Source organism: Streptomyces sp. NPDC048278 (assembly GCF_040652195.1).
Taxonomy (GTDB): domain Bacteria; phylum Actinomycetota; class Actinomycetes; order Streptomycetales; family Streptomycetaceae; genus Streptomyces.
Window position 1 is genome coordinate 1 of record NZ_JBEZLP010000029.1, and the last position, 23,185, is coordinate 23,185.

28 protein-coding genes are annotated in these 23,185 nt (G+C 70.5%); 13 read left to right on the forward strand and 15 right to left on the reverse strand.

Annotation, left to right across the window (positions count from 1 at the left end):
• The coding region (locus AB0D74_RS36755; protein WP_362596597.1) for a glucosamine-6-phosphate deaminase at positions 1-689 on the reverse strand (689 nt) is incomplete at its 3' end.
• A gap of 630 nt (positions 690-1,319) precedes the next feature.
• Here AB0D74_RS36755 and AB0D74_RS36760 point away from each other — a divergent pair.
• Positions 1,320-2,786: a PAS domain-containing sensor histidine kinase gene (locus AB0D74_RS36760; RefSeq protein WP_362596858.1), complete on the forward strand. Its 1,467-nt coding sequence runs from the start codon at positions 1,320-1,322 to the stop codon at positions 2,784-2,786.
• Positions 2,787-2,954: 168 nt separating this feature from the next.
• Here AB0D74_RS36760 and AB0D74_RS36765 read toward each other — a convergent pair whose 3' ends face one another.
• Together AB0D74_RS36765 and AB0D74_RS36770 are read right to left on the reverse strand one after the other, a co-directional pair.
• A complete protein-coding gene (locus AB0D74_RS36765; protein WP_010353616.1) occupies positions 2,955-3,212 on the reverse strand; it encodes a WhiB family transcriptional regulator in 258 nt (85 codons plus the stop codon).
• A gap of 320 nt (positions 3,213-3,532) precedes the next feature.
• A complete protein-coding gene (locus AB0D74_RS36770; protein ID WP_362596599.1) occupies positions 3,533-4,501 on the reverse strand; it encodes a diacylglycerol kinase family protein in 969 nt (322 codons plus the stop codon).
• Between the two features lie 116 nt (positions 4,502-4,617).
• On the opposite strand from AB0D74_RS36770, the gene AB0D74_RS36775 reads away from it, so the two are divergent.
• Positions 4,618-5,058, forward strand: coding sequence for a hypothetical protein (locus tag AB0D74_RS36775; RefSeq protein WP_362596601.1), 441 nt, complete (start codon positions 4,618-4,620; stop codon positions 5,056-5,058).
• Positions 5,059-5,076: 18 nt separating this feature from the next.
• Here AB0D74_RS36775 and AB0D74_RS36780 read toward each other — a convergent pair whose 3' ends face one another.
• From AB0D74_RS36780 to AB0D74_RS36790, 3 genes are all read right to left on the reverse strand, one after another.
• Positions 5,077-6,186, reverse strand: a complete 1,110-nt coding sequence (locus tag AB0D74_RS36780; protein ID WP_362596603.1) for an RNA polymerase sigma factor SigF — start codon at positions 6,184-6,186, stop codon at positions 5,077-5,079.
• Positions 6,183-6,596, reverse strand: a complete 414-nt coding sequence (locus AB0D74_RS36785; protein WP_004925829.1) for an anti-sigma regulatory factor — start codon at positions 6,594-6,596, stop codon at positions 6,183-6,185. The genes AB0D74_RS36780 and AB0D74_RS36785 overlap by 4 nt, the downstream gene beginning before the upstream one ends.
• A 272-nt stretch (positions 6,597-6,868) precedes the next feature.
• Positions 6,869-7,129, reverse strand: a complete 261-nt coding sequence (locus tag AB0D74_RS36790; RefSeq protein WP_362596605.1) for a UBP-type zinc finger domain-containing protein — start codon at positions 7,127-7,129, stop codon at positions 6,869-6,871.
• 61 nt (positions 7,130-7,190) lie between these two features.
• On the opposite strand from AB0D74_RS36790, the gene AB0D74_RS36795 reads away from it, so the two are divergent.
• The gene (locus AB0D74_RS36795; protein WP_362596607.1) at positions 7,191-8,786 is read left to right on the forward strand and encodes a Na+/H+ antiporter; all 1,596 of its coding nucleotides are present in this window, start codon (positions 7,191-7,193) and stop codon (positions 8,784-8,786) included.
• A 33-nt stretch (positions 8,787-8,819) separates the two neighbouring features.
• Here AB0D74_RS36795 and AB0D74_RS36800 read toward each other — a convergent pair whose 3' ends face one another.
• Positions 8,820-9,650 carry a pyridoxal-phosphate dependent enzyme gene (locus tag AB0D74_RS36800; protein WP_362596609.1) on the reverse strand — a complete coding sequence of 277 codons (831 nt, stop codon included), beginning with the start codon at positions 9,648-9,650 and terminating at the stop codon, positions 8,820-8,822.
• A gap of 85 nt (positions 9,651-9,735) precedes the next feature.
• Positions 9,736-10,326 carry an N-acetylmuramoyl-L-alanine amidase gene (locus AB0D74_RS36805; protein WP_362596611.1) on the reverse strand — a complete coding sequence of 197 codons (591 nt, stop codon included), beginning with the start codon at positions 10,324-10,326 and terminating at the stop codon, positions 9,736-9,738.
• A 299-nt stretch (positions 10,327-10,625) separates the two neighbouring features.
• On the opposite strand from AB0D74_RS36805, the gene AB0D74_RS36810 reads away from it, so the two are divergent.
• From AB0D74_RS36810 to AB0D74_RS36825, 4 genes are all read left to right on the forward strand, one after another.
• Positions 10,626-12,032, forward strand: a complete 1,407-nt coding sequence (locus AB0D74_RS36810) for a family 2B encapsulin nanocompartment shell protein (RefSeq protein ID WP_362596613.1) — start codon at positions 10,626-10,628, stop codon at positions 12,030-12,032.
• Between the two features lie 113 nt (positions 12,033-12,145).
• A complete protein-coding gene (locus AB0D74_RS36815; RefSeq protein ID WP_362596616.1) occupies positions 12,146-13,258 on the forward strand; it encodes a family 2 encapsulin nanocompartment cargo protein polyprenyl transferase in 1,113 nt (370 codons plus the stop codon).
• 156 nt (positions 13,259-13,414) lie between these two features.
• A complete protein-coding gene (locus AB0D74_RS36820; protein ID WP_362596618.1) occupies positions 13,415-13,624 on the forward strand; it encodes a hypothetical protein in 210 nt (69 codons plus the stop codon).
• A 9-nt stretch (positions 13,625-13,633) separates the two neighbouring features.
• On the forward strand, positions 13,634-13,981 hold the full coding sequence (locus AB0D74_RS36825; RefSeq protein ID WP_362596620.1) for a DUF952 domain-containing protein: 348 nt from the start codon (positions 13,634-13,636) through the stop codon (positions 13,979-13,981).
• On the opposite strand, the gene AB0D74_RS36830 is transcribed toward AB0D74_RS36825, so the two are convergent.
• The 3 genes from AB0D74_RS36830 to AB0D74_RS36840 all read right to left on the reverse strand — a co-directional run bounded on the left by AB0D74_RS36830 (position 13,978) and on the right by AB0D74_RS36840 (position 15,715).
• A complete protein-coding gene (locus AB0D74_RS36830) occupies positions 13,978-14,808 on the reverse strand; it encodes a VOC family protein (RefSeq protein ID WP_362596622.1) in 831 nt (276 codons plus the stop codon). The genes AB0D74_RS36825 and AB0D74_RS36830 overlap by 4 nt on opposite strands.
• An 18-nt stretch (positions 14,809-14,826) precedes the next feature.
• A complete protein-coding gene (locus AB0D74_RS36835) occupies positions 14,827-15,246 on the reverse strand; it encodes a VOC family protein (protein WP_362596861.1) in 420 nt (139 codons plus the stop codon).
• Between the two features lie 115 nt (positions 15,247-15,361).
• On the reverse strand, positions 15,362-15,715 hold the full coding sequence (locus tag AB0D74_RS36840; protein ID WP_362596864.1) for a helix-turn-helix transcriptional regulator: 354 nt from the start codon (positions 15,713-15,715) through the stop codon (positions 15,362-15,364).
• 154 nt (positions 15,716-15,869) lie between these two features.
• On the opposite strand from AB0D74_RS36840, the gene AB0D74_RS36845 reads away from it, so the two are divergent.
• The 4 genes from AB0D74_RS36845 to AB0D74_RS36860 all read left to right on the forward strand — a co-directional run bounded on the left by AB0D74_RS36845 (position 15,870) and on the right by AB0D74_RS36860 (position 18,906).
• Entirely contained in the window at positions 15,870-17,024 is a 1,155-nt protein-coding gene (locus AB0D74_RS36845) for an inorganic phosphate transporter (protein WP_362596624.1), read from the forward strand.
• Between the two features lie 25 nt (positions 17,025-17,049).
• A complete protein-coding gene (locus tag AB0D74_RS36850) occupies positions 17,050-17,280 on the forward strand; it encodes a hypothetical protein (protein WP_362596626.1) in 231 nt (76 codons plus the stop codon).
• 36 nt (positions 17,281-17,316) lie between these two features.
• Positions 17,317-18,219 (forward strand): polyphosphate kinase 2, encoded by a 903-nt coding sequence (ppk2, locus tag AB0D74_RS36855; RefSeq protein WP_362596628.1) that lies wholly within the window; start codon positions 17,317-17,319, stop codon positions 18,217-18,219.
• Positions 18,220-18,390: 171 nt separating this feature from the next.
• On the forward strand, positions 18,391-18,906 hold the full coding sequence (locus AB0D74_RS36860; protein WP_362596630.1) for a GNAT family N-acetyltransferase: 516 nt from the start codon (positions 18,391-18,393) through the stop codon (positions 18,904-18,906).
• A 63-nt stretch (positions 18,907-18,969) separates the two neighbouring features.
• Here AB0D74_RS36860 and sodN read toward each other — a convergent pair whose 3' ends face one another.
• A complete protein-coding gene (gene sodN / locus AB0D74_RS36865; protein WP_351719271.1) occupies positions 18,970-19,365 on the reverse strand; it encodes a superoxide dismutase, Ni in 396 nt (131 codons plus the stop codon).
• 145 nt (positions 19,366-19,510) lie between these two features.
• Between sodN and sodX the strand changes: the two genes are divergently transcribed.
• Positions 19,511-19,963 (forward strand): nickel-type superoxide dismutase maturation protease, encoded by a 453-nt coding sequence (gene sodX / locus AB0D74_RS36870; protein WP_362596867.1) that lies wholly within the window; start codon positions 19,511-19,513, stop codon positions 19,961-19,963.
• Here sodX and AB0D74_RS36875 read toward each other — a convergent pair.
• Positions 19,849-20,496 carry a CGNR zinc finger domain-containing protein gene (locus AB0D74_RS36875; RefSeq protein WP_362596633.1) on the reverse strand — a complete coding sequence of 216 codons (648 nt, stop codon included), beginning with the start codon at positions 20,494-20,496 and terminating at the stop codon, positions 19,849-19,851. The genes sodX and AB0D74_RS36875 overlap by 115 nt on opposite strands.
• A gap of 100 nt (positions 20,497-20,596) precedes the next feature.
• On the opposite strand from AB0D74_RS36875, the gene AB0D74_RS36880 reads away from it, so the two are divergent.
• Positions 20,597-21,376, forward strand: coding sequence for a class I SAM-dependent methyltransferase (locus AB0D74_RS36880; RefSeq protein ID WP_362596635.1), 780 nt, complete (start codon positions 20,597-20,599; stop codon positions 21,374-21,376).
• 62 nt (positions 21,377-21,438) lie between these two features.
• On the opposite strand, the gene AB0D74_RS36885 is transcribed toward AB0D74_RS36880, so the two are convergent.
• A complete protein-coding gene (locus AB0D74_RS36885) occupies positions 21,439-22,239 on the reverse strand; it encodes an amino acid ABC transporter ATP-binding protein (protein WP_362596637.1) in 801 nt (266 codons plus the stop codon).
• Complete coding sequence (locus tag AB0D74_RS36890; protein WP_362596639.1) at positions 22,236-23,165, reverse strand: amino acid ABC transporter permease; 930 nt, start codon at positions 23,163-23,165, stop codon at positions 22,236-22,238. The genes AB0D74_RS36885 and AB0D74_RS36890 overlap by 4 nt, the downstream gene beginning before the upstream one ends.
• Positions 23,166-23,185: the final 20 nt, after the last annotated feature.

Here is a 23,185-nt window from a genome sequence, read left to right on the forward strand (position 1 = left end):
GCATGCCGGTGCAACTGCAGCGCCGACGCGGGGCACACCGCGGCGACCGGCCCCTCCACCGTCGCCGCGACCGCGTCCGCCTTCCCCTCACCCGTGGCCAGCAGCACCAGGTGCCGGGCCTCCAGGATCGTCCCGATCCCCTGGGTGATGACGTGGTGCGGCACCTGCGTGATGTCCCCGTCGAAGAACCGCGCGTTGTCGACCCGGGTCTGCTCGGTCAGCGTCTTGATCCGGGTCCGCGAGGCCAGCGACGAGCACGGCTCGTTGAACCCGATGTGCCCGTCGGTCCCGATCCCGAGCAGCTGCAGGTCCACGCCGCCCGCCATCGCCAGCTCCGCGTCGTACGCCTCGCAGGCCGCCTGCACGTCCTCGGCCGCGCCGTCCGGGCCGAGGAACGCGTCCATCCCGATCCCGAGCGGCTCCAGCACCTCGCGCCGCAGCACCGACCGGTACGACTCCGGATGGTCGGCCGGCAGCCCCACGTACTCGTCGAGCTGGGCTATCCGTGCCCGCGAGGCGTCCACCGCGCCGGCGCGGACCTTGGCGGTGAGCGCCTGGTAGACGGGGAGCGGGGTCGAGCCCGTGGCCACCCCGAGCAGCGCGGCCGGCTTGTGCCGGAGCAGCCGGGCCATGGCCTCGGCGATCAGCTCGCCACCCGCGGCGCCGTCCGGAACGATCACAACTTCCACGCTGGGCCTGCCGTTCTGAAGAGGGCTGGAGGGTCTGGAAGGTCTATGTGGTTTAGACCAATCTGATGGGACCAATCTAACAGAACCGACCCCCGTCGCCCCGGGCCGGGTGCAGGAAAAGGGGATAAGTGCGAGGTTACGTGAATGCGTCAGATAGGGTGAATTGAGGAAAATTTCCACGGCGGGGGTCGCATCCCTGCCGGGTCGCGGGAAATTGCCCCGGACATCCGGCCCCACGGCCGTCCCCGGCGGGCTACGCTGCGATCGCATCAACTGTGAACAGTCTCCAACGCATGGACACACACCGTGGTCTAGTCCACAATTGCGTACGAGGGCTGAACGCGTACGGCATCAGCCGCACGGCACAGTCGCACTCTTCCGTCTTCCCCGCACAGGAAGGCGGACCGAGGAACCGGAGCTCTCTGCCCTGACTGCCCCGGATCCTCACCTTCGGCCGACCGGGACCGCACACCCCGCGGCCGTTGCTGCTCCGGGCTGCGGTGCCGGGAGGGTTGAGGGTCCCTCCCAGGCGCCGCGGCCCGCGGGTGTCTCCGGGCCCGCCCCGCCTCGCGTCCCCGCCGGTTTTCGGCCATCCACATACCGCCAGGTACGCTCACAGACGTGCCCTCCATGAACGAACTGGTCCGCCAGCACACCGCCCTCGACGACTCCGACCTCGAGTGGCTCCATCTGCTGGTCTCGGAGTGGCAGCTGCTCTCCGACCTCTCCTTCGCCGACCTGGTCCTGTGGGTCCCCACCCGGGACGGCACCCGGTACGTCTCCGTGGCGCAGATGCGGCCCAACACCGGCCCGACCTCCTACCAGGACGACATGGTCGGCCACCTGGTCCCGCGCGGCCGACGGCCCATGCTGGACATCGCCCTGGACGAGGGCCGGATCGTCCGTGAGGGCGACCCGGAGTGGCGCGAAGAGGTCCCCGTCCGGGTCGAGTCCATCCCGGTACGGCGCGAGGGCCGGGTCCTCGGGGTCATCGCCCGCAACACCAACCTGCTGACCGTGCGCACCCCGAGCCGCCTGGAGCTCACCTACCTGCAGAGCGCCTCGGACCTCGCGCAGATGATCGCTGCCGGATCGTTTCCCTTCCCGAACCAGCAGGTCGACATGGACGCCTCCCCGCGCGTCGGCGACGGCCTGATCCGGGTGGACGGCGACGGCATCGTCCAGTACGCCTCCCCGAACGCCCTCTCCGCCTACCACCGGCTCGGCCTCGCCGCCGACCTGCTCGGCCACCACCTCGGCCAGACCACAGCCGAACTCGCCCCGACCAAGGGGCCCGTGGACGAGGCGCTCGCCAAGCTCGCCAGCGGCTGGGCGCCGCGCGAGTTCGAGATCGAGTCCGAGGACGGCGTCATCCAGTTCCGGGCGATCCCGCTCAAGCCCAAGGGCACCCGCATCGGCTCCCTGGTGCTCCTCCGGGACGTCACCGAACTGCGGCGGCGCGAGCGGGAGTTGATCACCAAGGACGCGACCATCCGGGAGATCCACCACCGGGTGAAGAACAACCTCCAGACGGTCGCCGCGCTGCTGCGCCTCCAGGCCCGGCGCATCGAGTCGGAGCGCGGCCGGGAGGCCCTGGAGGAGGCCGTACGGCGGGTCGGCTCGATCGCGATCGTGCATGAGACGCTGTCTCAGAACCTGGACGAGCGCGTCGAGTTCGACGAGATCGCCGACCGGGTCCTGGCGATGGTCGCCGAGATCTCGCCGGGCAAGGTCACGGGCCGGCGCACCGGCCGCTTCGGGATACTCGACGCCGAGGTGGCCACCCCGCTGTCGATGGTGCTCACCGAAGTCCTGCAGAACGCACTGGAACACGGCTTCCGCGAGGGCGAGACCGGCACCGTGGAGGTCGCGGCGGTCCGCGGCGGCACCACCAAGGAGGCCCGGCTGCTCGTCACCGTCCAGGACGACGGCGTCGGCCTGCCCGAGGGCTTCGACCCGCACCGCTCCGGCAACCTCGGTCTGCAGATCGTACGGACGCTGGTGGAGGGCGAGTTGGGCGGCACGTTCGACATGGTGCCGGCGCCGGAGCGGGGCACCCGGGTGATCCTGGACCTGCCGGTGCGCCCGCAGAAGTGAACCTTCCGGACAGCAAAGAGCCCCGGACCTGGTGGGTCCGGGGCTGATCGCTCGTTGCTGCTCAACTGCTAAGCGCATCGGGGGTACTGCGCGCTGCGGCTCGGGGGCGGGAGATGCGCACTCGCTGTGCGCGCCGCCAAGCTCAGGCTGTCACCAGGGGTGGGACTGTCAGGCGGTGGCCTGACGGGCCCGGTTGCGGGCGGCACGGCGCTTCATCGCGCGACGCTCGTCCTCGCTGAGACCACCCCAGACACCGGAGTCCTGGCCGGACTCGAGCGCCCACTGCAGACACTGATCCATAACGGGGCAGCGCCGACAGACGGCCTTGGCTTCCTCGATCTGCAGCAGCGCAGGACCAGTGTTGCCGATGGGGAAGAAGAGCTCGGGGTCTTCCTCGCGGCAAACGGCGTTGTGACGCCAGTCCATGGCTGCTACCTCTCCTTGGTATTACATGCACGTTGCTTGTGAATGTGAACGCTTTCACGAATCCCTCAACAAGTGAAGGGCCGACCGCCAGGTTCCCTGGCAGGGGTCCTGTGAGTTGAAGGGGGATTCCGGTGATCAGTGGACGCCGGTGTTGCGGGCTGTCCCGACCGCCACGTAGAGCCTCGCAAACCTCAGCGACGGATACAACCCCTTCCGGAAAGTTTTTTTTGATTCCTCGGTGTCGACTGGGTCACAGCCGTACTTCCATGGGGTGGATCCTGGCCTAAACGTTCGAGTGAAAGGACTTTAGCCCGTTCCGCTCACACAATCACACGCAGTGCGCGGCGTACGCCTGTGAACGTCACGCTCGTACGCAGTCCTAGGTGGTCGCCGTCCATCTGGAGGGGTAGGGGCACCTTCGAATGCAAGGTGAACTGGTCCAGATCGTGCAGGGACACCGCGTGCTTGCCGTGGGGTCCCTTCTCGGGGGACGAAGTGAGCAACTGCGTGCCATACCGGGCAGCCGCGGCCGTCGACAGGCGGCTGAGACCGAGTACGTCGATGCCCTTATCGAACGAGGCCTTAGGTGACGTGTACATCGGACGATTGCCGAGATACGTCCAGGGCGAGGTGTTGCAGACTATCGCCACGACAAGATCCGTGATCGGGTCGGCGCCGGCCCGATCCAGGGTGATCGTCCCGTGCCGGCGGTGCTGCTCGCCGAGGAATTGCCGGACGACCTGACGAACGTACAGCGCGTGCGTGGATTTCTTACCGAGCTCGCGCTGCTGCTCGACCCGGCCGACCACACCCGCGTCGAAACCGAGCCCCGCGTTGAAGGTGAACCAGCGGGCCGGGACTGCCTCGTCCTCGGTGCCGGGCGTGCCGGCGGTCAGGCCGAGGCCGACGAATCGCTCGCGTTTCTCGCGCAGTGCGTCCAGCAGGTCGCCGGTGGCCTCGACCGGGTCGTTCGGCAGGCCGAGGGCCCGGGCGAAGACGTTGGTGGAGCCGCCGGGGACCACGGCGAGGCCGGGCAGCCGGTCCGGGTCGGGTCCGTCGTGGAGCAGACCGTTGACCACCTCGTTGACCGTGCCGTCGCCGCCGAGCGCCACGACGAGGTCGATGTCGTCGCTCTCCGCCGCCTGTCGCGCCAGGTCGCGGGCGTGGCCGCGGTACTCGGTGGTGACCGCCTCCAGCTTCACCTCGCTCGCGAGCGCGTGGATGAGGACGTCGCGCCTACGTGCGCTTGTGGTGGTTGCCGCCGGATTGACCACGAGAAGTGCACGCATGGATTGCAGCGTACCTACTGGAAAGTACCGATCCCAGACCGAGTTAGGGATCCGGTAAGAGAGAGGGGCGTGAGCCTCGACACTTACGGGTGCCGGCCGAGGGCTACCCTGCTGGGGTGAGTGAAGCACCTGCGGCTGAGAAGACCGACGGAATCGAGGCGCCCCGTCCGCCGCGGCTGACGTATGCCGCCGCGCTGGTCGGGCTGGAAGGGCTCGCCCTGTTGGTCGGCGGGGTGTGGCTGGCCGTGCTCGGGGTCACCGGGGATCCGGACGACCGGGGGCAGGCGATCACCGGGGGCGTCACCGTCGTCGTGCTGGCACTGCTGCCGCTGGTCGCTGCGCGGGGGCTGCTGCGGCGGAAGAGCTGGAGCCGGGGGCCCGCGGTGATCACGCAGATCATGGCGTTGCCGGTGGCCTACAACCTGCTGCAGGCCGACAGCGTGGCGATTCCGGTGGGGATCGTATTGGCGGTGGTGGCTGTGGCTTCGCTGGTGCTGCTGGTGAACTCGGCTACCACCCAGGCCCTCGGGATCAAGGGGCCCGGGCGTAGTAGCTGATCTGCGGGGCGCTGAGAACTACTCCTCCACCAGCAGCTTCTCCCGTAGCTGTGCCAAGGTCCTCGCCAGCAGGCGGGAGACGTGCATCTGGGAGATGCCGACCTCCTGGGCGATCTGGGACTGGGTCATGTTGCCGAAGAAGCGGAGGAGAAGGATCCGCTTCTCGCGGGGCGGGAGGTCTTCCAGGAGGGGCTTGAGGGACTCGCGGTACTCGACGCCCTCCAGGGCCTCGTCCTCCGCACCGAGGGTGTCGGCGACCGCGGGCGACTCGTCGTCGGTGTCGGGGACGTCCAGGGACAGCGTGGAGTACGCGTTGGCCGACTCCAGGCCCTCCAGGACCTCCTCCTCCGAGATCGCCAGCTTCTCGGCCAGCTCGTGCACCGTGGGGGAGCGGCCGTGCTGCTGGGACAGCTCCGCCGTGGCGGTGGTGAGCGCGAGCCGCAGCTCCTGGAGACGGCGCGGGACGCGGACGGCCCAGCCCTTGTCGCGGAAGTGGCGCTTGATCTCGCCGACCACGGTCGGGGTGGCGTACGTCGAGAACTCCACGCCCCGGTCCGGGTCGAACCGGTCGACCGACTTGATCAGGCCGATCGTGGCGACCTGGGTGAGGTCGTCCAGCGGCTCGCCGCGGTTGCGGAACCGGCGCGCGAGGTGCTCCACGAGCGGCAGATGCATCCGGACCAGCCGATTGCGCAGCTCCGCGTACTCGGCGCTGCCCTCCTTGAGCGCGCGCAGCTCGACGAACAGGGCGCGAGCGCCGCTGCGGTCCTGGGCGCCGCGGTCCTGAGGTTCGTGCTGGGTCGCCTGCACCACCTCCGCGGCCAGCGCCTCGTCCTCGGCGTATCGCTCGTGCTCGCTCATCGTCCCGCCCGTCGCCCTTCCGCGAGCCTTCGCCCCGGCTCGGTGCGGGGCCGCGACCCCGTTCCGCCCTTCCGGGGGAGCGCTCTGCGCGGCACCCTCCAGACCGGCCTGCGCGGAGGGGTCCTCCGGGTGCGGCCTGGCCTGTTCCGGGATGCCGTCGATGCCGTCAGCCATGCGGCGGGAGCCGGCCCCGGGGCCTTCGCCCCCGGTCGGCAGCTCCCGTGTGCCGCGTTCTTCGTCCCGCACCGGCCCGTCCCCGTTCCTCACGCCGGCCCGGGTCCCGCGCCGCGCTGTTTGTAGAGGCTGATCGACACGGTCTTGTCCTCGTCGACGGCCGACGAGACCTTGCCCGCCAGGGCCGAGAGCACGGTCCAGGCGAAAGTGTCGCGCGAGGGGGCGTGGCCGTCCGTGGTCGGAGCGGAGACCGTGACCTCCAGCGAGTCGTCGACGAGGCGGAAGACACAGCTGAGCACCGAGCCGGGAACGGCCTGCTGGAGCAGGATCGCGCACGCCTCGTCGACAGCGATGCGCAGATCCTCGATCTCGTCCAGGGTGAAGTCCAAGCGGGCGGCGAGACCGGCCGTGGCCGTGCGCAGCACCGACAGGTAGGCACCCGCAGCCGGCAGCCGGACTTCCACGAAGTCCTGGGTCGCGGGCTCGCCTGCGATCTGGGACACCCTCACCTCCATGGTGGTACAAGCTTTTCGGGGCCGAGGGTCGCCCCCCGGGGTAACGCACTACGTGGTTCAGCGGTGACGCTACCGCGCTCCGAACTTTTCTGTCCCCGGGACCCCAACCCCCTGGCGTCACTCACAGTAAACCTGTGGATACGCTCCGTGTCTAGAGGTCTGCCTTGCCCAATTGGGAAGAGCGCGCGCCGGGTTGACGTACCCCGGCGTCGAACCGTCGAACCGTCGGTGCTGTGGTCTTCAGCAGCCGTAGTGCAGTGTCACACGAGCACGTGGTCGACGAAGCACCAGCGCCAGTCCTCGCCGGGCTCGTAGGTCCGCATTATCGGGTGACCGGACGATTCGTGGTGGCCTGTCGCATGTCTTCCGGGCGACGAGTCGCAGCAGGCGACATGGCCACAGGTCAGACAGATCCGCAGCTGCACCGGATGCCAGCCCTTGACGAGACACTCCGGGCAGGTCTCGTTCTGTGGCTCGGGTTCCGGGAGCGGCAGCGCGTCGCGGTGCGTGCACTGTTTCATGATTGCCAGATTACGACGGGTGTGCGGGTGGCCGCGCGAAAAACGAGGGCGGGCGAGGACCATGGACGTGATGCCACTGCTGTTGCTGGTGGCGGGGAGCGCCGCGATCGCGGGCGCGGCCCGGCGCACTCCGGTGCCGGCGCCGCTGCTGCTGGTCGCGGTCGGCCTGTTGGTGTCCTACGTCCCCGGGGTCCCCGACTACACCCTCGACCCGGAGATCGTGCTGCCGCTGGTGCTGCCCCCGCTGCTGTACAAGGAGGGCACCGAGAGCTCGTACCTCGACCTGCGGGCGAACATGCGGCCGGTGGCGCTGCTGTCGGTGGGGTACGTGCTCTTCGCGACCTTCGTCGTCGGCTGGGCGGCCTACCTGATCGTGCCCGGGCTGCCGCTGCCCGCGGCGCTCGCGCTGGGCGCGGTCGTGGCGCCCACGGACGCGGTCGCCGCCGCCGCGATCGCCCGCCGGGTCGGGCTGCCGTCCCGGCTCACCACGATCCTGCAGGGCGAGTCCCTGCTGAACGACGCCACGGCGATCACCGCCTACCGCGTGGCCGTCGCGGCGGCCGTCGGCGAGGGCGCCTCCTGGGCCGCCGGGATCGGGGAGTTCCTGCTGGCCGCGATCGGCGGCGTGATCGTCGGCGTGGTGCTGATGGTGCCGATCCACTGGCTGCGCACGCACCTGAAGGAGCCGCTGCTCCAGAACACGCTGTCGCTGCTGATCCCGTTCGTCGCCTACAGCGTCGCCGAACAGTTCCACGCCTCCGGCGTGCTGGCGGTCGTCGTGGTCGCCCTCTACCTCGGCCACCGTGCCTGGGAGGTCGACTTCGCCACCCGCCTCCAGGAGGAGGCGGTGTGGCGCATGGTGGCGTTCGTGCTGGAGTCGGCGGTCTTCGCGCTGATCGGCCTGCAGCTGCCGGTCGTCCTCAAGGGCCTCGGCGCCTACGAGGGCATCGACGCCGCCTGGTACGCGTTCGCCCTCTTCCTGGTCGTGGTGGCGGCCCGGTTCGTCTGGATGTACCCGGCTGCCTTCCTGCCGCGGCTGCTGTTCCGGCGGATCCGCGAGCGGGAGGACAACCCCACCTGGAGGAGTCCGGCGGTCACCGCCTGGGCGGCCATGCGGGGCGTGGTCTCGCTGGCCATCGCCTTCTCGATCCCGCTCACCGTGCACGGCGGCGACCCCTTCCCGCAGCGCAACCTGATCCTGTTCCTGACCTTCACGACGGTCATCGGCACCCTCGTGGTGCAGGGCTTCACCCTGGCCCCGCTGATCCGCCTGATGAAGTTCCCGGCCCGGGACTCCCAGGCCGAGACGCTCGCCGAGGCGAACGCCCAGGCCCAGGCCTCCCGCGCGGCCGAGACCCGCCTCGACGAACTCCTCTCGGACGACCGCAACGACCTCCCCCCGCCGCTCGCCGACCGCCTGCGCACGGTCCTGGAGCGCCGCCGCAACGCCGTCTGGGAGCGCCTCGGCCAGACCAACCCGGTCACCGGCGAATCGGTCGACGACACCTACCGCCGCCTCTCCCGGGAGATGATCAGCGCCGAGCGCACGGTCTTCGTCCGGCTCCGCGACCACCGCTACATCGACGACGAGATGCTGCGCACCCTGCTGCGTCGGCTGGACCTGGAGGAGGCCGCCGCGTACCGGGAGGCCGAGTGACGTCCGGCGCGCGGTCCCGAGGCCGCACGCAGGTCAGGCCGTCAGCACCGCCGCGACGGCCACTTCCCGCCCCAGGGCGCCTTCCCGCGCCAGCTCGACAAGTCCGTACAGCAACTTGGCGACATACAGCCGCTCCACCCGCACCCCGTGCCGCTCCTCGAAATCCTCGGCGAAGGTCTCGAGTTCGGGTGTCGTACGCCCGTACCCGCCGAAGTGGAACCGCTCGTCGAGCGACCACCGCCCGCGCCGCTCCCCGAACGCCTCCGTCTGCAACCGCCGTATCTCGCCGGCCAGGAACCCGCCCCGGAGCACCGGTACCCCCAGCGCCCGCTGCTCCGCCCCCAGCCCGGCGGCCAGTCCGGCCAGCGTGCCTCCGGTCCCGCAGGCGATCGCCACCACGTCGGCGCGTCCCCGCAGCTCCGCGCCGAGGGCGCGGCAGCCGCGTACCGCGTCCGCGTTGCTGCCGCCCTCCGGCACCACGTAGGCGTCCTCGGCCCCCGCCGCCCGCAGCAGACCGGCCAGCACCTCCGGCTCGGCCTTGCGCCGATACGTCGACCTGTCGACGAAGTGCAGCCGCATCCCGTCGGCGGCGCACCGCGCCAGCGACGGATTGAGCGGCCGGGCGGCCAGTTCCTCGCCCCGCACCACGCCCACCGTCGCAAAGCCCAGGAGACGGCCCGCGGCGGCCGTCGCGCGCAGGTGGTTGGAGTACGCCCCGCCGAAGGTGAGGACGGGCCGGCCGGCCGCCGCCTCGATGTTCGGGACCAGCTTGCGCCACTTGTTGCCGATCAGCTCCGGGTGGATCAGGTCGTCCCGCTTGAGGAGGAGGCGGACGCCGTGCCGGGTGAAACGGTCGTCGGCCACCGCCTCCAGCGGGGAGGGGAGCCGGGGGGGCGGGTATGTCGGCGCTGGTCACGTGGTCATTGTCGCCCGGGGCGCCGGTGCGGGCTCACTTCAGCCGCTCCCCGACGCGGTCGCGCAGCCAGGACATGGAGAAGCCGCGCGGGTCCACCTTTCCCGGCTGCCACTCCAGGTGCCCGATCACCGACCGCTCCGACCAGCCGTGCCGCCGGCACACCGCCGCGGCCACCTTCTCGACCGCCTCCAGCTGGGCCTCGGGCCAGGGGTCCACGCCGTCGCCCAGGTTCTCGCACTCGAAGCCGTAGAAGTGCCGGTTGCCGTCGGTGTTCGCCTCGTTGTCCGGGGGCAGCCTCTTCTCCGCGATCACCGCGCGCAGCACGTCGTCGTCGCCCAGCCCCGCGTGGTTGGCGCGGCCGTAGCCGACGAGATGGACCGTGCCGTCCTTGGTGATGACGCCGTGGCAGAGCGGGCCGGGGAGACCGGGGTGGCCGTCGCGGCAGATCCGGACCGTGGGTTCGGTGCCGTGCGTCACCGTGTGGTGGATCATCACACCGTGGACGGGGCCCCAGGGGCCCTTGTGGTTCCGGTTGTGGTCCCTCCAGTCGCCGACCTCGACGACCGTGACGCCCTCGTCCCGCAGCGCGTCGAGGAAAGCGTCCGCGGACATGGGTGGGGCCATGACTGCCTCCTTCGCGTCCGAACTATCCGAATCTTCCAGATCTTCTTCGCTTTCTACAGAAGTCGGGCCTACCGGGCCAGCCCTGTTCAGGGATGTTCGGATCCCGTGCGAGTCAATCCAGACAAGTCGGCATATCAAGGGGTGAGCGATGAGGTGATATGTCGGCATGCCCAGTAGTGCGATGATCTATTCCCGCTCTTTCGGGTAATGGTCCGGCACGCTCCGTGATGACAGGGTGGCCCGTGAGACCGATGCGTGGGCAGTTCGGCACCCGCGCAGGTATGGGAGGGCATTTCCTTATGTCGGTAGGCGAAGAGGTCCGCACGGATCAGGGCAAGCCGCAGCAGTCTCTGGACACGGCGGCAGCGCGGAACCTGGCCACCACGACCAAGTCCGCGCCCCAGATGCAGGAGATCAGCTCCCGCTGGCTGCTGCGGACGCTGCCCTGGGTCGATGTCCAGGGCGGTACGTACCGGGTGAACCGGCGGCTCACCTACACGGTCGGCGACGGCCGTATCACGTTCCTGAAGACCGGCGACCGTGTCGAGGTCATCCCCGCGGAGCTGGGCGAGCTGCCCATCCTGCGGTCGTTCGAGGACGAGGAGGTGCTGGCCGAGCTGGCCCAGCGCTGCCGGCAGCGCGACTTCGCCCCGGGCGAGGTCATCGCCTCGTTCGGCAACGGCACGGACGAGGTCCACCTGCTGGCCCACGGCCGCGTCGAGAAGATCGGCACCGGCCCCTACGGCGACGACGCGGTGCTCGGTGTCCTCGCCGACGGCTCGTACTTCGGCGAGCAGGGCCTGATCGACCCGGACGCCATCTGGGAGTACACCGCCCGCGCGGACACGGCCTGCACCGTTCTGACCCTGTCCCGGCAGGACTTCGAGCAGGTCGCCGAGCGCGCCGACTCGCTGCGCGAGCACCTCCAGCAGCTGCGCGCGATCCCCGAGCAGCGCACCAACAAGTACGGCGAGAAGGAGGTCGCCCTCGCGGCCGGCCACAGCGGCGAGCCCGACATCCCGCACACCTTCGTCGACTACGAGGCCCGGCCGCGTGAGTACGAGCTGAGCATCGCCCAGACCGTGCTGCGCATCCACACCCGCGTGGCCGACCTCTACAACCAGCCGATGAACCAGACCGAGCACCAGCTGCGGCTCACCGTCGAGGCGTTGAAGGAGCGCCAGGAGCACGAGCTCATCAACAACCGGGAGTTCGGACTGCTCAGCAACTGCCAGTACGACCAGCGGCTGCAGCCGCACGACGGCGTGCCCAGCCCGGACGACATGGACGAGCTGCTCAGCCGCCGGCGCGGCACCAAGCTCTTCCTCGCCCACCCGCGCGCGATCGCCGCCTTCGGCCGCGAGCTCAACAAGCGCGGACTGGTCCCGGAGACCGTCGAGATCGGCGGCAACCGCATCCCGACCTGGCGCGGTGTCCCGATCTACCCCTGCAACAAGATCCCGGTCACCGAGGCCAGGACCACCTCGATCATCGCCATGCGTACCGGCGAGGACAACCAGGGCGTGGTCGGACTGCGGCAGTCCGGTCTCCCCGACGAGATCGAGCCGAGCCTCTCGGTCCGCTTCATGGGCATCAACGAGCAGGCCATCATCAGTTACCTGGTCACGGCGTACTACTCGGCCGCCGTACTGGTCCCCGACGCCCTCGGAGTGCTGGAGAACGTCGAGATCGGCCGCTGGAGGTGACGTTTCCGCACTTGGCGGCCGTGTCCCCGCCCTCCGGGGCGGGTACACCCTCGGGGTACGTGCCGAGCCGTGGCGGAGACGCCACCGTACGCGCACTCCGCGAAGGGGAGGCCATGGCCGAGTTCGTGACGGAGCGGCAGCAGCGTGCCACGCAGCCGCCGCAGGGGAGGCCGGAGTCGCCCGACGGGTCCGAGGCGGCGGTGATACTGGAGCGGGTGCGGGCGTCCGTCGACCCCGAACTGCGCACCGCCGTCGCCTCGTTGCCCGGTCCGATGCGGCGGATCGCGCGCTACCACTTCGGCTGGGAGCACGCGGACGGCACCCCGGCGGACGGCAACGCGGGCAAGGCCATCCGGCCCGCGCTGGTCCTCGCCGCCGCCGACGCGCTCGGCGGCCCGGCGGCCCGCTCGGCGGCCGTACGGGCCGCGGCGGCCGTGGAGCTGGTGCACAACTTCACCCTGCTCCACGACGACGTCATGGACCGGGACACCTCCCGCAGGCACCGGCCCACCGCCTGGACCGTGTTCGGCGACGCGGACGCGATCCTCGCCGGGGACGCCCTCCAGGCGCTGGCCCTCAGGCTGCTCGCCGAGGACCCGCACCCGGCGTCCGCGGCGGCTGCCGTCCGGCTCGCGGACTGCGTCCTCGAACTGTGCGCGGGACAACACACGGACACGGCCATGGAGCACCGGGCGCCCGACGAGGTCACCCTCGACGAGGTGCTCGCCATGGCCGAGGCCAAGACCGGGGCGCTGCTCGGCTGCGCCTGCGCCCTGGGCGGGCTGTACGCGGGGGCGGGAGCGGCGGAGGTGGCGGCGCTCGACGGCTTCGGCCGCCAGGCCGGGCTGGCCTTCCAGCTGATCGACGACGTCATCGGCATATGGGGTGACCCCCGGCGCACCGGCAAGCCGGCCGGTGCGGACCTGGCGGCCCGCAAGAAGTCCCTGCCGGTCGTCGCGGCCCTCACCTCCGGCACCCCGGCCGCCGCCGACCTCGCCGAGCTGTACGCCGAGCCGCATCTGCCGGCGGACGCGTCGACCGACGCCGACGACATCGCGCGGACCGCACTGGCGGTGGAGCGGGCGGGCGGCCGGGACTGGGCGCAGTCCGAGGCGGCCGACCGGATGGCCCGGGCGATGCAGGAACTCGCCCGTGCCGTGCCCGGCCCGGAGTCGGCCGGCGGCCTGCTCGCGCTCGCCGAGTTCGTGACCCGGCGCAGCAGGTGAAGACCCCGGAGCCCCCGGGACCGCGCGGCTCCTGACCCCGCGCGGCTGTCCGGGGGCTCCGGCTCGACGGGTCCCGCGCATCCCCACGGTGCGCGGGGCCCGCCGCCTTGCGGCCGGCGGCGGGCACGGCCGCCGGACCCGGCCTACGCTGGGGGAATGGACAGCCAGGACCAGGTCTGTCCGGTCTGCGGACAGCCCGTCGAACGAGTGGTGCGGCGGCACAAGACGCTGGGAGCCTGGGTTCCGGTCTGGGGTCCCGGCCCCTGCCGCAACCCTCACTGCGGCGAGCGCACCGGACCGCCGGGCCCGCAGGAGGCGGCACCGCCGAGGCCCCCGCCGCCCGGGCCCGCCGAGCGGGGACCGTAGCGTGAGCGCATGACCGCACTCCCGAACATCCTGCACATCACCGAGCGCTCCCTGTGGGAGGAAGCCCGCGCGCGGGGCCGCTACGAGCTGTCCACCCGGGGCCGCACCCTCCAGGAGGAGGGTTTCATCCACTGCTCCACCCGCGACCAGCTCCCGCGCATCGCGGCCTTCCTGTACGGCGCCTACGACGGCCCGGACGAACTGGTGGTGCTGGTCGTGGACCCGGCCCGGGTCGGCGCCCCGGTGAAGTGGGAGGCGCCGGATCCCGGCGGTGAGGAGTTCCCGCACGTCTACGGACCGATACCGGTCACGGCCGTGGTGGACGTGGAGCCCTGGAGCCGGGCCCCCCGTTCCTAGCCCCGGGCTCCCCGTTCCTGGGTCTGGGCCTGGGCTTGGGTCTGGGTCTGGGCCTGGGCTTGGGTCTGGGTTCCCCGCCCCTGGTCGCCTGTCCGGCTCGGCAGGCCTCCGGTCTCGGGGTCGCGGCCGGTGAGGCAGTAGACGCCGCCCGCCGGGTCGCGCATCACCGTCCAGTGGCGGCCGTCGGCCACGTGCACGGCGCCGAGTTCCTCGTGCCGGGCGCGGGTCGCCGGGATGTCCGCGCACGCCAGGTCGAGGTGGGCGGCGGCGGGCTGTTCGCCGGCCAGCCGCTGGAGCAGGATCCGCACGGGCAGGCCGGCCGGCTGCCTGAGCACCCGGAACTCCGGCAGCGCGCCGGTCAGCAGCTCCCAGCCGGTCAGCTGCGCCCAGAACGCGGTCTCCGCCTCGTAGGAGGACGGCGGGATGTCGATGCTGACCTGGTCCAGCCGGCTGCCCGCCACGACCGGCGGCCGTACCGACTCGCCCTGCCAGGACACGGCACACCACAACTGCCCGGCCGGCGACCGCAGAACGGTCCACCCGTCGTGCTCGGCGACCGTCCCCGCACCGAGATCCCGGGCCCGCTTCACCAGGCCCGGCACGTCCTCGACGCACAGGTCCAGGTGGGCTCCGCCGGGGCCCGCCCCGACGCCCTGGAGCTTGACGCAGGCGTCGACGCCGGAGGCCGGCAGCAGCGTCACGAACTCGTCGTCCTCGCCACGGGGCGCGGACAGGAAGGTGCCGGTGACCGCGGTCCAGAACGCCTGGGCGGTGGCGAGGTGCGCGGCGGGCCGGTCGGCGAAGGCGTACGTCCAGCGGATGGTCATACGGTGATCGTAAGTGTGCTATTCGGTCGCCCGGCGTTCCGTGAAGCGCAGCAGGTTCCCCGCCGGATCCCGGAACGCGCAGTCCCGCACGCCCCAGTGCTGGTCCATGGGCTCCTGGATCACGTCGCCGCCGTGCTCCCGCACCCGCTCGTACAGCGCGTCGCAGTCGGCGGTGGAGAAGATCACCCCGCGCAGCATGCCCTTGGCGAGGAGTTCGGCCATGGCCTGCCGGTCGGCGGGGGAGGCGTCCGGGTTGGCGCCCGGCGGCTCCAGCACGATCTCCACGCCCGGCTGCCGCGGCGACCCGACGGTCACCCAGCGCATCCCCTCGAACTCCACGTCGTTGTGGACCTCCAGGCCGAGGACGTCACGGTAGAAGGCGAGCGCCTTGTCGTGGTCGTCGACGGCGATGAAACACTGCGCGAGTTGTACGTCCAGCTGTGCGTCCATGGGGCCAGGCTAGGAGGAAACGCGCGCAGCCGCGTGCGGTCGTACGCCGCGGTCGTCCGGCGCGGTCGTCCGGCGCGGTCGTCCGGTCCGCTTGGCGGTGCGGTCAGTACGGCCGGCGGCGAGGCCGCGTGAACGTCCGGGCCACGCAGGACGGGATGACCGTGCTCTCCCCGTGGTCCCGCGCCCGGTACGCGCTCGGGGTCTCCCCGACCAGCTCGGTGAACCGCGAGCTGAAGGACCCCAGCGACGTACAGCCGACCGCCATGCACACCTCGGTCACCGTGAGGTCGCCGCGGCGCAGCAGCGCCTTGGCCCGCTCGACCCGCCGGGTCATGAGATAGCTGTACGGCGTCTCCCCGAAGGCCTTGCGGAAGCTGCGCTGGAAGTGACCGGAGGACATGAGGGCGCTACGGGCGAGTTCGGTCATGTCGAGCGGCTCGGCGTACTCGCGGTCCATGCGGTCGCGCGCCCGGCGCAGCCGCCGCAGGTCCTCCAGGGGGGTCACCCGCCCAGCATGGCACGCACATCATGCACACGACGGGGGTTTGTTTTTGGACGTGCGTTTGCCTCGGGTTCTCGCGCAATTGGCCAGTCCTTGTTTGCATATAGGAATGGACCACATCACGTTCCTCGTGGCGGTCGTGATCGTCACTGCACTTGCCTTTGACTTCACCAACGGGTTTCACGACACGGCGAACGCGATGGCCACGTCCATCGCGACCGGCGCGCTCAAACCGAAGACAGCGGTTCTGATCAGCGGCGTACTCAACCTGGTCGGCGCCTTCCTCTCCACGGAGGTCGCCAAGACGATCTCCGGCGGCATCGTGAACGACGCCAAGGTGACCCCGGCGATGATCTTCGCCGGCCTCATCGGGGCGATCCTGTGGAATCTGATGACCTGGCTGGTCGGGCTGCCGTCCAGTTCCTCGCACGCCCTGTTCGGCGGGCTGATCGGGGCCGTGTGGGTCGGCGCGGGCTCCAGCGCGGTCAACTTCGACAAGGTCGTCGAGAAGATCATCATCCCGGCGTTCGCCTCGCCGGTGGTGGCGGGCATCGCCGCGCTGATCGCGACGTACTGCGCCTACAAGCTCACCGCCCGCGGCCGTGAGGGCTCCGTGACAAGGGGCTTCCGGCTCGGGCAGATCGGCTCGGCCTCGCTGGTCTCGCTCGCGCACGGCACCAACGACGCCCAGAAGACCATGGGCATCATCACCCTGACCCTGATCTCCGTCGGCGCGCTCCCGGGCGACGCAGGACCGCCGGTCTGGGTGATCTTCACCGCCGGTCTCGCCATCGCCCTCGGCACCTACATCGGCGGCTGGCGGATCATCCGCACCATGGGCAAGGGCCTGACCGAGATTCAGTCCCCGCAGGGCTTCGCGGCGGAGACCGCCTCCACGGCCGTCATCCTGACCTCCGCCCACATGGGCTTCGCCCTGTCCACCACGCAGGTCGCCTCCGGGTCCATCCTCGGCGCGGGTGTCGGTCGTCGGCTCGCGGAGGTCCGCTGGGGCGTCGCCGGCCGCATGGTGGCCGCCTGGGTGATCACGCTGCCCTCTGCCGCGCTGGTCGGCGGCATCTCCGCGTTCGCGGTCAAGCACGGCGGCAACTTCGGCACGGTCGTGGTCGCGCTGGTCGGCGCCGCGCTCGCGGCCGGCATCGTCGTGCTGTCGCGGCGCAACCCGATCGACGCGAAGAACGTCAACGACGGCCACGAGGTCGCCGTCCGCACCACGCCCCCGTCCAACGTCGGCACCGCCGCCTGAGTGCTGCCTGAGTGAGGGAGTTCCCATGAACATCGACTGGACCGCACTCGGTGAGGTCACCGCGGTGAGCATCGGAGTTACATTCGCAGTGGTGGTTGTCTTCTCCTTCGGCGTCCTCGGGCTCGCCCGCTACGAGGGTGCCAAGGAGCAGGGCGGCACCAGCGCCGTCGGCGCCGCCCAGGCGGGGCTCTGCTTCCTCGCCTGCGTGGCGGTGGTGGCGTACGGCATCTACCTGATCGTGCCGCAGTTCCACTGACCCGCAGACACCCACCAAGCCGCTGAGGAGGACTGGATGACGACGCCGGACCTGCTGTCCGACCTGGCCGACCTGAAGGTCGACTACAGCGACCCGGACGACCCCGTACTCATCCGCCCGGACGGATCCCCGATCGACACGTGGCGGGAGAACTACCCGTACGCCCAGCGCATGGAGCGCAAGGAGTACGAGTGGCACAAGCGGCTCCAGCAGATCGAGCTGCTGAAGCTGCAGACCTGGATCAAGGAGACGGGACGCCGGATCGTCATCGTCTTCGAGGGCCGGGACGCGGCAGGCAAGGGCGGCACCATCAAGCGCTTCACGGAGCACCTGAACCCCCGTGGCGCGCGCGTGGTGGCGCTGGAGAAGCCCACGGAGCGCGAGAGCGGTCAGTGGTACTTCCAGCGCTACGTCGAGCACCTGCCGACCGCCGGCGAGATCGTGATGTTCGACCGCTCCTGGTACAACCGGGCCGGCGTCGAGCGGGTCATGGGCTTCTGCTCGGACGACGAGTACCGGCGCTTCATGCGCCAGGCCCCGTTGTTCGAGCGGATGCTGGTGGACGACGGGGTGGACCTGGTGAAGTTCTGGTTCTCGGTCTCGCAGGGCGAGCAGCGGACCCGCTTCACCATCCGCCAGGTCGACCCGGTACGGCAGTGGAAGCTCAGCCCGATGGATCTGGCCTCGCTGGACCTCTGGGACAACTACACGGCCGCCAAGGTCGCGATGTTCCGCGAGACGGACACCGAGTACGCGCCCTGGACCGTGGTGAAGAGCAACGACAAGAAGCGGGCCCGGGTCGAGGCCATGCGCAGCGTGCTGGCCCGCTTCGACTACGCCGACAAGGACGAGGAGGTCGTCGGCAGCCCGGACCCGCGGGTCGTGGGCGCGGCGGCCGGCCTGCTGGAGGCCGGCGAGGACGACCACGGCGGGCACTAGCACCCGTCACCCGACAGGGGCCGGCCGGACATCCGGCCGGCCCTTCGTCATACCCCGGCCCCGCAACCCGTGCGTTGCTCTCGTGAACGCCCGTAAGCGGCCGGCGGCACGCCGAGGGAGCGGGCGTGGCCGGATGGACACGGTCCGCCCCGGTGTCCGATGATCCCTTGCATGATCCGCGCCGCCACCGAGAACGACGTCCCCGAGATCCGCGCCATGATCCGCGAACTCGCCGCGTACGAACGGGCCGTGGAGCAGGCCCGGGCCACCGAGGAGCAGCTCCGCGAGGCACTGTTCGGCGACCGCCCCGCGGCCTATGCGCTGACGGCCGAGGACGACACCACGGGCGAGGTCGTCGGCTACGCCCTCTGGTTCCCGCTCTTCTCCACCTGGACCGGAACCCGCAGCATGCACCTGGAGGACCTCTACGTGCGGCCGCAGGCCCGCGGCGGCGGCCATGGCCGCGCCCTGCTCGCCGCCCTCGCCGCGCACTGCGTGCGCAGCGGCTTCGAGCGCTTCGAGTGGTGGGTCCTGGACTGGAACGAGCCCGCGATCGGCCTCTACAAGTCCCTCGGCGCCGACTTCCTCGACGAGTGGCGGGTGTGCCGCCTGACCGGTGAGCCGCTCAGGGACCTCGCGGCCCAGGGAACGGCAAGGCCGCACCCGAATCCCGGCGGAACGCCGTGAGCGGCGTTCCGCCGGGCCGGGTACGGCCCGCCGAAGACCTTCGCAACCTGAGCAGGCGCGGGGTCAGGCCTTCTTGGTCTCCCAGAAGATCGTGTCGATCTCGGCGATGAGCTCAAGGGCCTTCTCGCCGGTCTTCGGGTCCGTGGACGCCTTGGCGGCGGACAGGGCCTTCAGGGTGTCGTTCACCAGTTGGTGCAGCTGGGGGTACTTCTCGAAGTGCGGGGGCTTGAAGTAGTCACTCCAGAGCACCGAGACGTGGTGCTTGGCGAGCTCGGCACGCTGCTCCTTGATGACGGTGGCGCGCGCCTGGAAGTGCGGGTCGTCGTTGGCGGCCATCTTCTCCTGCACGGCCTTCACCGACTCCGCCTCGATGCGGGCCTGGGCCGGGTCGTACACACCGCAGGGCAGGTCGCAGTGCGCGCTGACCTTGACCTTGGGGGCAAACAGGCGGGAAAGCATGGAGCATTCCTTCCTCGTGATCGTCTTCTCAGGTGGGACATTACTCCCTGGGAAGCGCGATTTCGCGAGTGCCCCCATGGGCTTAGGACAAAAGTCCAGGGTCAGACTGAGACTGGTGGAGGAACGGACCGGGGAGGTGCCGGGGATGCCGGAGCTGTCGCAGGAGACCGAGCGGGGGAGGGGCGTCGCGCTCTTCGGGCTGGCGGAGGTGACCGGCCCGTCCATGGTGCCCACGCTGTACCAGGGGGATCAGCTCCTGGTGCGGTACGGGGCCCGGGTACGGGCCGGTGACGTCGTCGTCCTGCGTCATCCGTTCCAGCAGGACCTGCTGGTCGTCAAGCGGGCCGTGGAGCCGCGCGAGGGCGGCTGGTGGGTGCTCGGGGACAACGCGTACGCGGGCGGGGACAGCACGGACTACGGGACCGTGCCGCAGGAGCTGATCCTCGGCCGGGCCCTGTTCCGCTGGCGGCCGTTGCGGGCCGGTCAGCGCTCGCCGCTGGCGGTGGTCCGCTGGGCGCTCTCGGCCGCCAGGCCGGTGCTGGCCGAGCGCTCGGGCCGGTCGGGGCGGTCCGCCTCCAGGCGTTTGCGGGCCCGGTAGGCGGCCACGTTGGCGCGGGTTGCGCAGCGGTCCGAGCAGTAGCGCCGGGAGCGGTTGGTCGAGGTGTCGAGGTAGGCGTTGCGGCACGGCGCTGCCTCGCACAGGCCGAGCCGGTCGACGCCGTACTCGGTGAGGTGGAAGGCCAGGCCCATCGCCGCGATCGCCGTGTAGCCGGCGGTGGCGTTGGAGGGGTGGTCGGCCAGGTGCATGTGCCACAGCGGGCGGCCGTCCTCGTCCCGGAAGTCGTGCCCGGAGATCTGCGGGCTCACCGGGAACTCCAGGAGGAGTGAGTTCAGCAGGTCGACCGCGAGGGTCTCCTCGCCCTTGTCGGCCGCCTCGAAGACCGCGCGCAGCCGGGCCCGGACCGAGCGGAACCGGGTGAGGTCGGCCTCGGTGGCGCGCCGGGCGGCCTGCTGGTTGCCGCCGAACAGATCACGGACGGCCTCGACCGAGGTCAGGGAGTCCTTGCCCCGGGCCGGTTCCTCGCTGTTGACGAGGCGGACGGCGTAATCCGAGTAATAGGCCAGTTCCACTTGTAGTCCTTACGCTGGCACTCTATGGTCGGTCGTGCGGTCGGGTAACAGCCGGTCGTGCTTCCAGGGTATTACGGGACTTGTGCGGTGGAGGGTTGCCATGACGGACGCGCCGATGACCACGACATCCACGACCGGGGCCGACTGGGGCGCCTGGCAGGAGAGCTGGGACCGGCAGCAGGAGTGGTACATGCCGGACCGCGAGGAGCGGTTCCGGATCATGCTCGACATGGTGGAGGCGCTGGTCGGTACGGCACCCCGGGTCCTCGACCTCGCGTGCGGCACCGGCAGCATCACCGCCCGGCTGCTCGCCCGCTTCCCGGACGCGGTGAGCACCGGGGTCGACCTCGACCCGGCCCTCCTCGCCATCGCGGGGGGCACCTTCGCGGCCGACGACCGGGTCACGCTCGTCACCGCCGACCTCAAGGACCCGGAGTGGACCGCGCGGCTGCCGTACGACTCGTACGACGCCGTCCTGACTGCCACGGCCCTGCACTGGCTGCACAGCGAACCCCTCGCGGCCCTCTACGGTCAGGTCGCGGAACTCGTCCGCGACGGCGGTGTCTTCATGAACGCGGACCACATGATCGACGACAGCACGCCCCGGATCAATGCCGCGGAACGGGCGCGGCGCCACCGGGGTATGGATCAGGCCAAGGCGGCGGGGGCCCTGGACTGGGCCGAGTGGTGGCAGCTGGCCGCCCAGGACCCGGTGCTCGCCGGGCCCACCGCCCGCCGCTTCGAGATCTACGGGGAGCACGCGGACGGCGACATGCCGTCGGCGCAGTGGCACGCGCGCGTGCTGCGGGAGAAGGGGTTCGGGGAGGCCCGGCCCGTGTGGTGCTCGCCGTCGGACACACTGCTGCTCGCCGTGAAGTAGGGCCGGACAGACCGAAGGGGGCGGTACGGGCATCCCCGTACCGCCCCCTTCGCGCCGTACCGCTACAGCACCTTCGACAGGAACGACTTCGTCCGGTCGTGCTGGGGGTTGCCCAGGACGTCGCGCGGGTGGCCGGACTCGACCACCACGCCGTCGTCCATGAAGACCAGGCTGTCGCCGACCTCGCGGGCGAAGCCCATCTCGTGCGTGACGACGATCATCGTCATGCCGTCCTCGGCCAGGTCCCGCATCACGTCCAGGACCTCGCCGACCAGCTCCGGGTCGAGCGCGGAGGTCGGCTCGTCGAAGAGCATCAGCTTCGGCTGCATGGCGAGCGCGCGGGCGATCGCGACGCGCTGCTGCTGGCCGCCGGAGAGCTGCGCCGGGTAGTGGCCGGTACGGTCGCCGAGGCCCACCCGGTCGAGCAGGCGCTGCGCCCGCTCCCGGGCCGACGCCTTCGACTCGCGCTTGACCTGGACCGGCGCCTCCATGACGTTCTCCAGGGCCGTCATGTGCGGGAAGAGGTTGAAGCGCTGGAACACCATGCCGATGTCCCGCCGCTGCGCCGCCACCTCCTTCTCCTTCAGCTCGTAGAGCTTGTCGCCGTGCTGGCGGTAGCCGACCAGGTGGCCGTCCACGTAGAGACGGCCGGCGCTGATCTTCTCGAGGTGGTTGATGCACCGCAGGAAGGTGGACTTGCCGGAACCGGACGGGCCGATCAGGCAGAACACCTCGCGCGGCAGCACCTCCAGGTCGATGCCCTTGAGGATGTGCGACAGCCCGAACGACTTGTGCACGCCCTCGGCCTTGACCATCGGGGCGCCGCTGCTCGGCGGGGTGATGTCCTTGGCGAGAGAGGTCATCGGGCCACCTCCGGGCGACGGAACGAACCCCACTGGGACAGATTCCTCCGCAGCCGCTGCAGCGGGGTGGGCGGGAGGTTGCGCGAGGAGCCGCGGGCGTAACGGCGCTCGATGTAGTACTGGACGATGCTGAAGATCGTGGTCAGGAACAGGTACCAGATGCAGGCGACGAAGTACATCTCGACGACCGCCAGCGAAGTGCTGGAGATGTCCGTGGCCTTCTTGATCAGCTCGGGGAGCTGGACCGCGTAGGCCAGCGACGAGGTCTTCAGCATGTTGATGAACTCGTTGCCGGTCGGCGGGATGATGACCCGCATGGCCTGCGGCAGGATCACCCGGCGCAGCGTCTGGCCCTGGGTCATGCCCAGCGCGTGCGAGGCCTCGGTCTGCCCCTCGTCGACCGACTGGATGCCGGCGCGGACGATCTCCGACATGTACGCGGCCTCGTTCAGGCCGAGCCCCAGCAGGGCGGTGAGGACCGGGGTCATCACCTGGTTCATCTCGTCCTTGTAGAACCCCAGGTTCAGGATGGGGAAGACGAGCGCGATGTTGTACCAGAGCAGCAGCTGGACCAGGACCGGGGTGCCCCGGAAGAACCAGATGTAGAACCAGGACACCGTGCTGGTGACCGGGTTCGACGACAGCCGCATCACCGCGAGGATCACACCGAGCCCGACGCCGAGCACCATGGCGAGGACCGAGATGTAGAGCGTGGTCCAGGCGCCGGAGACGATGCCCTGGTCGAAGAGGTAGTCGGGGATGACGCTGTAGTTGATCTTCGCGTTGGAGAAGGCGATCCCGATCAGCACCAGGAGCGCGATGACCACGACGCCGGACACCCAGCGCCCGTAATGGCGCACCGGGATGGCCTTGATCTGCTCCGGCGGCACGGAGGGCGCCGGAGGTGTGTCGACCGTGTCAGTCACTGTGACGGCCCTTCAGTCGT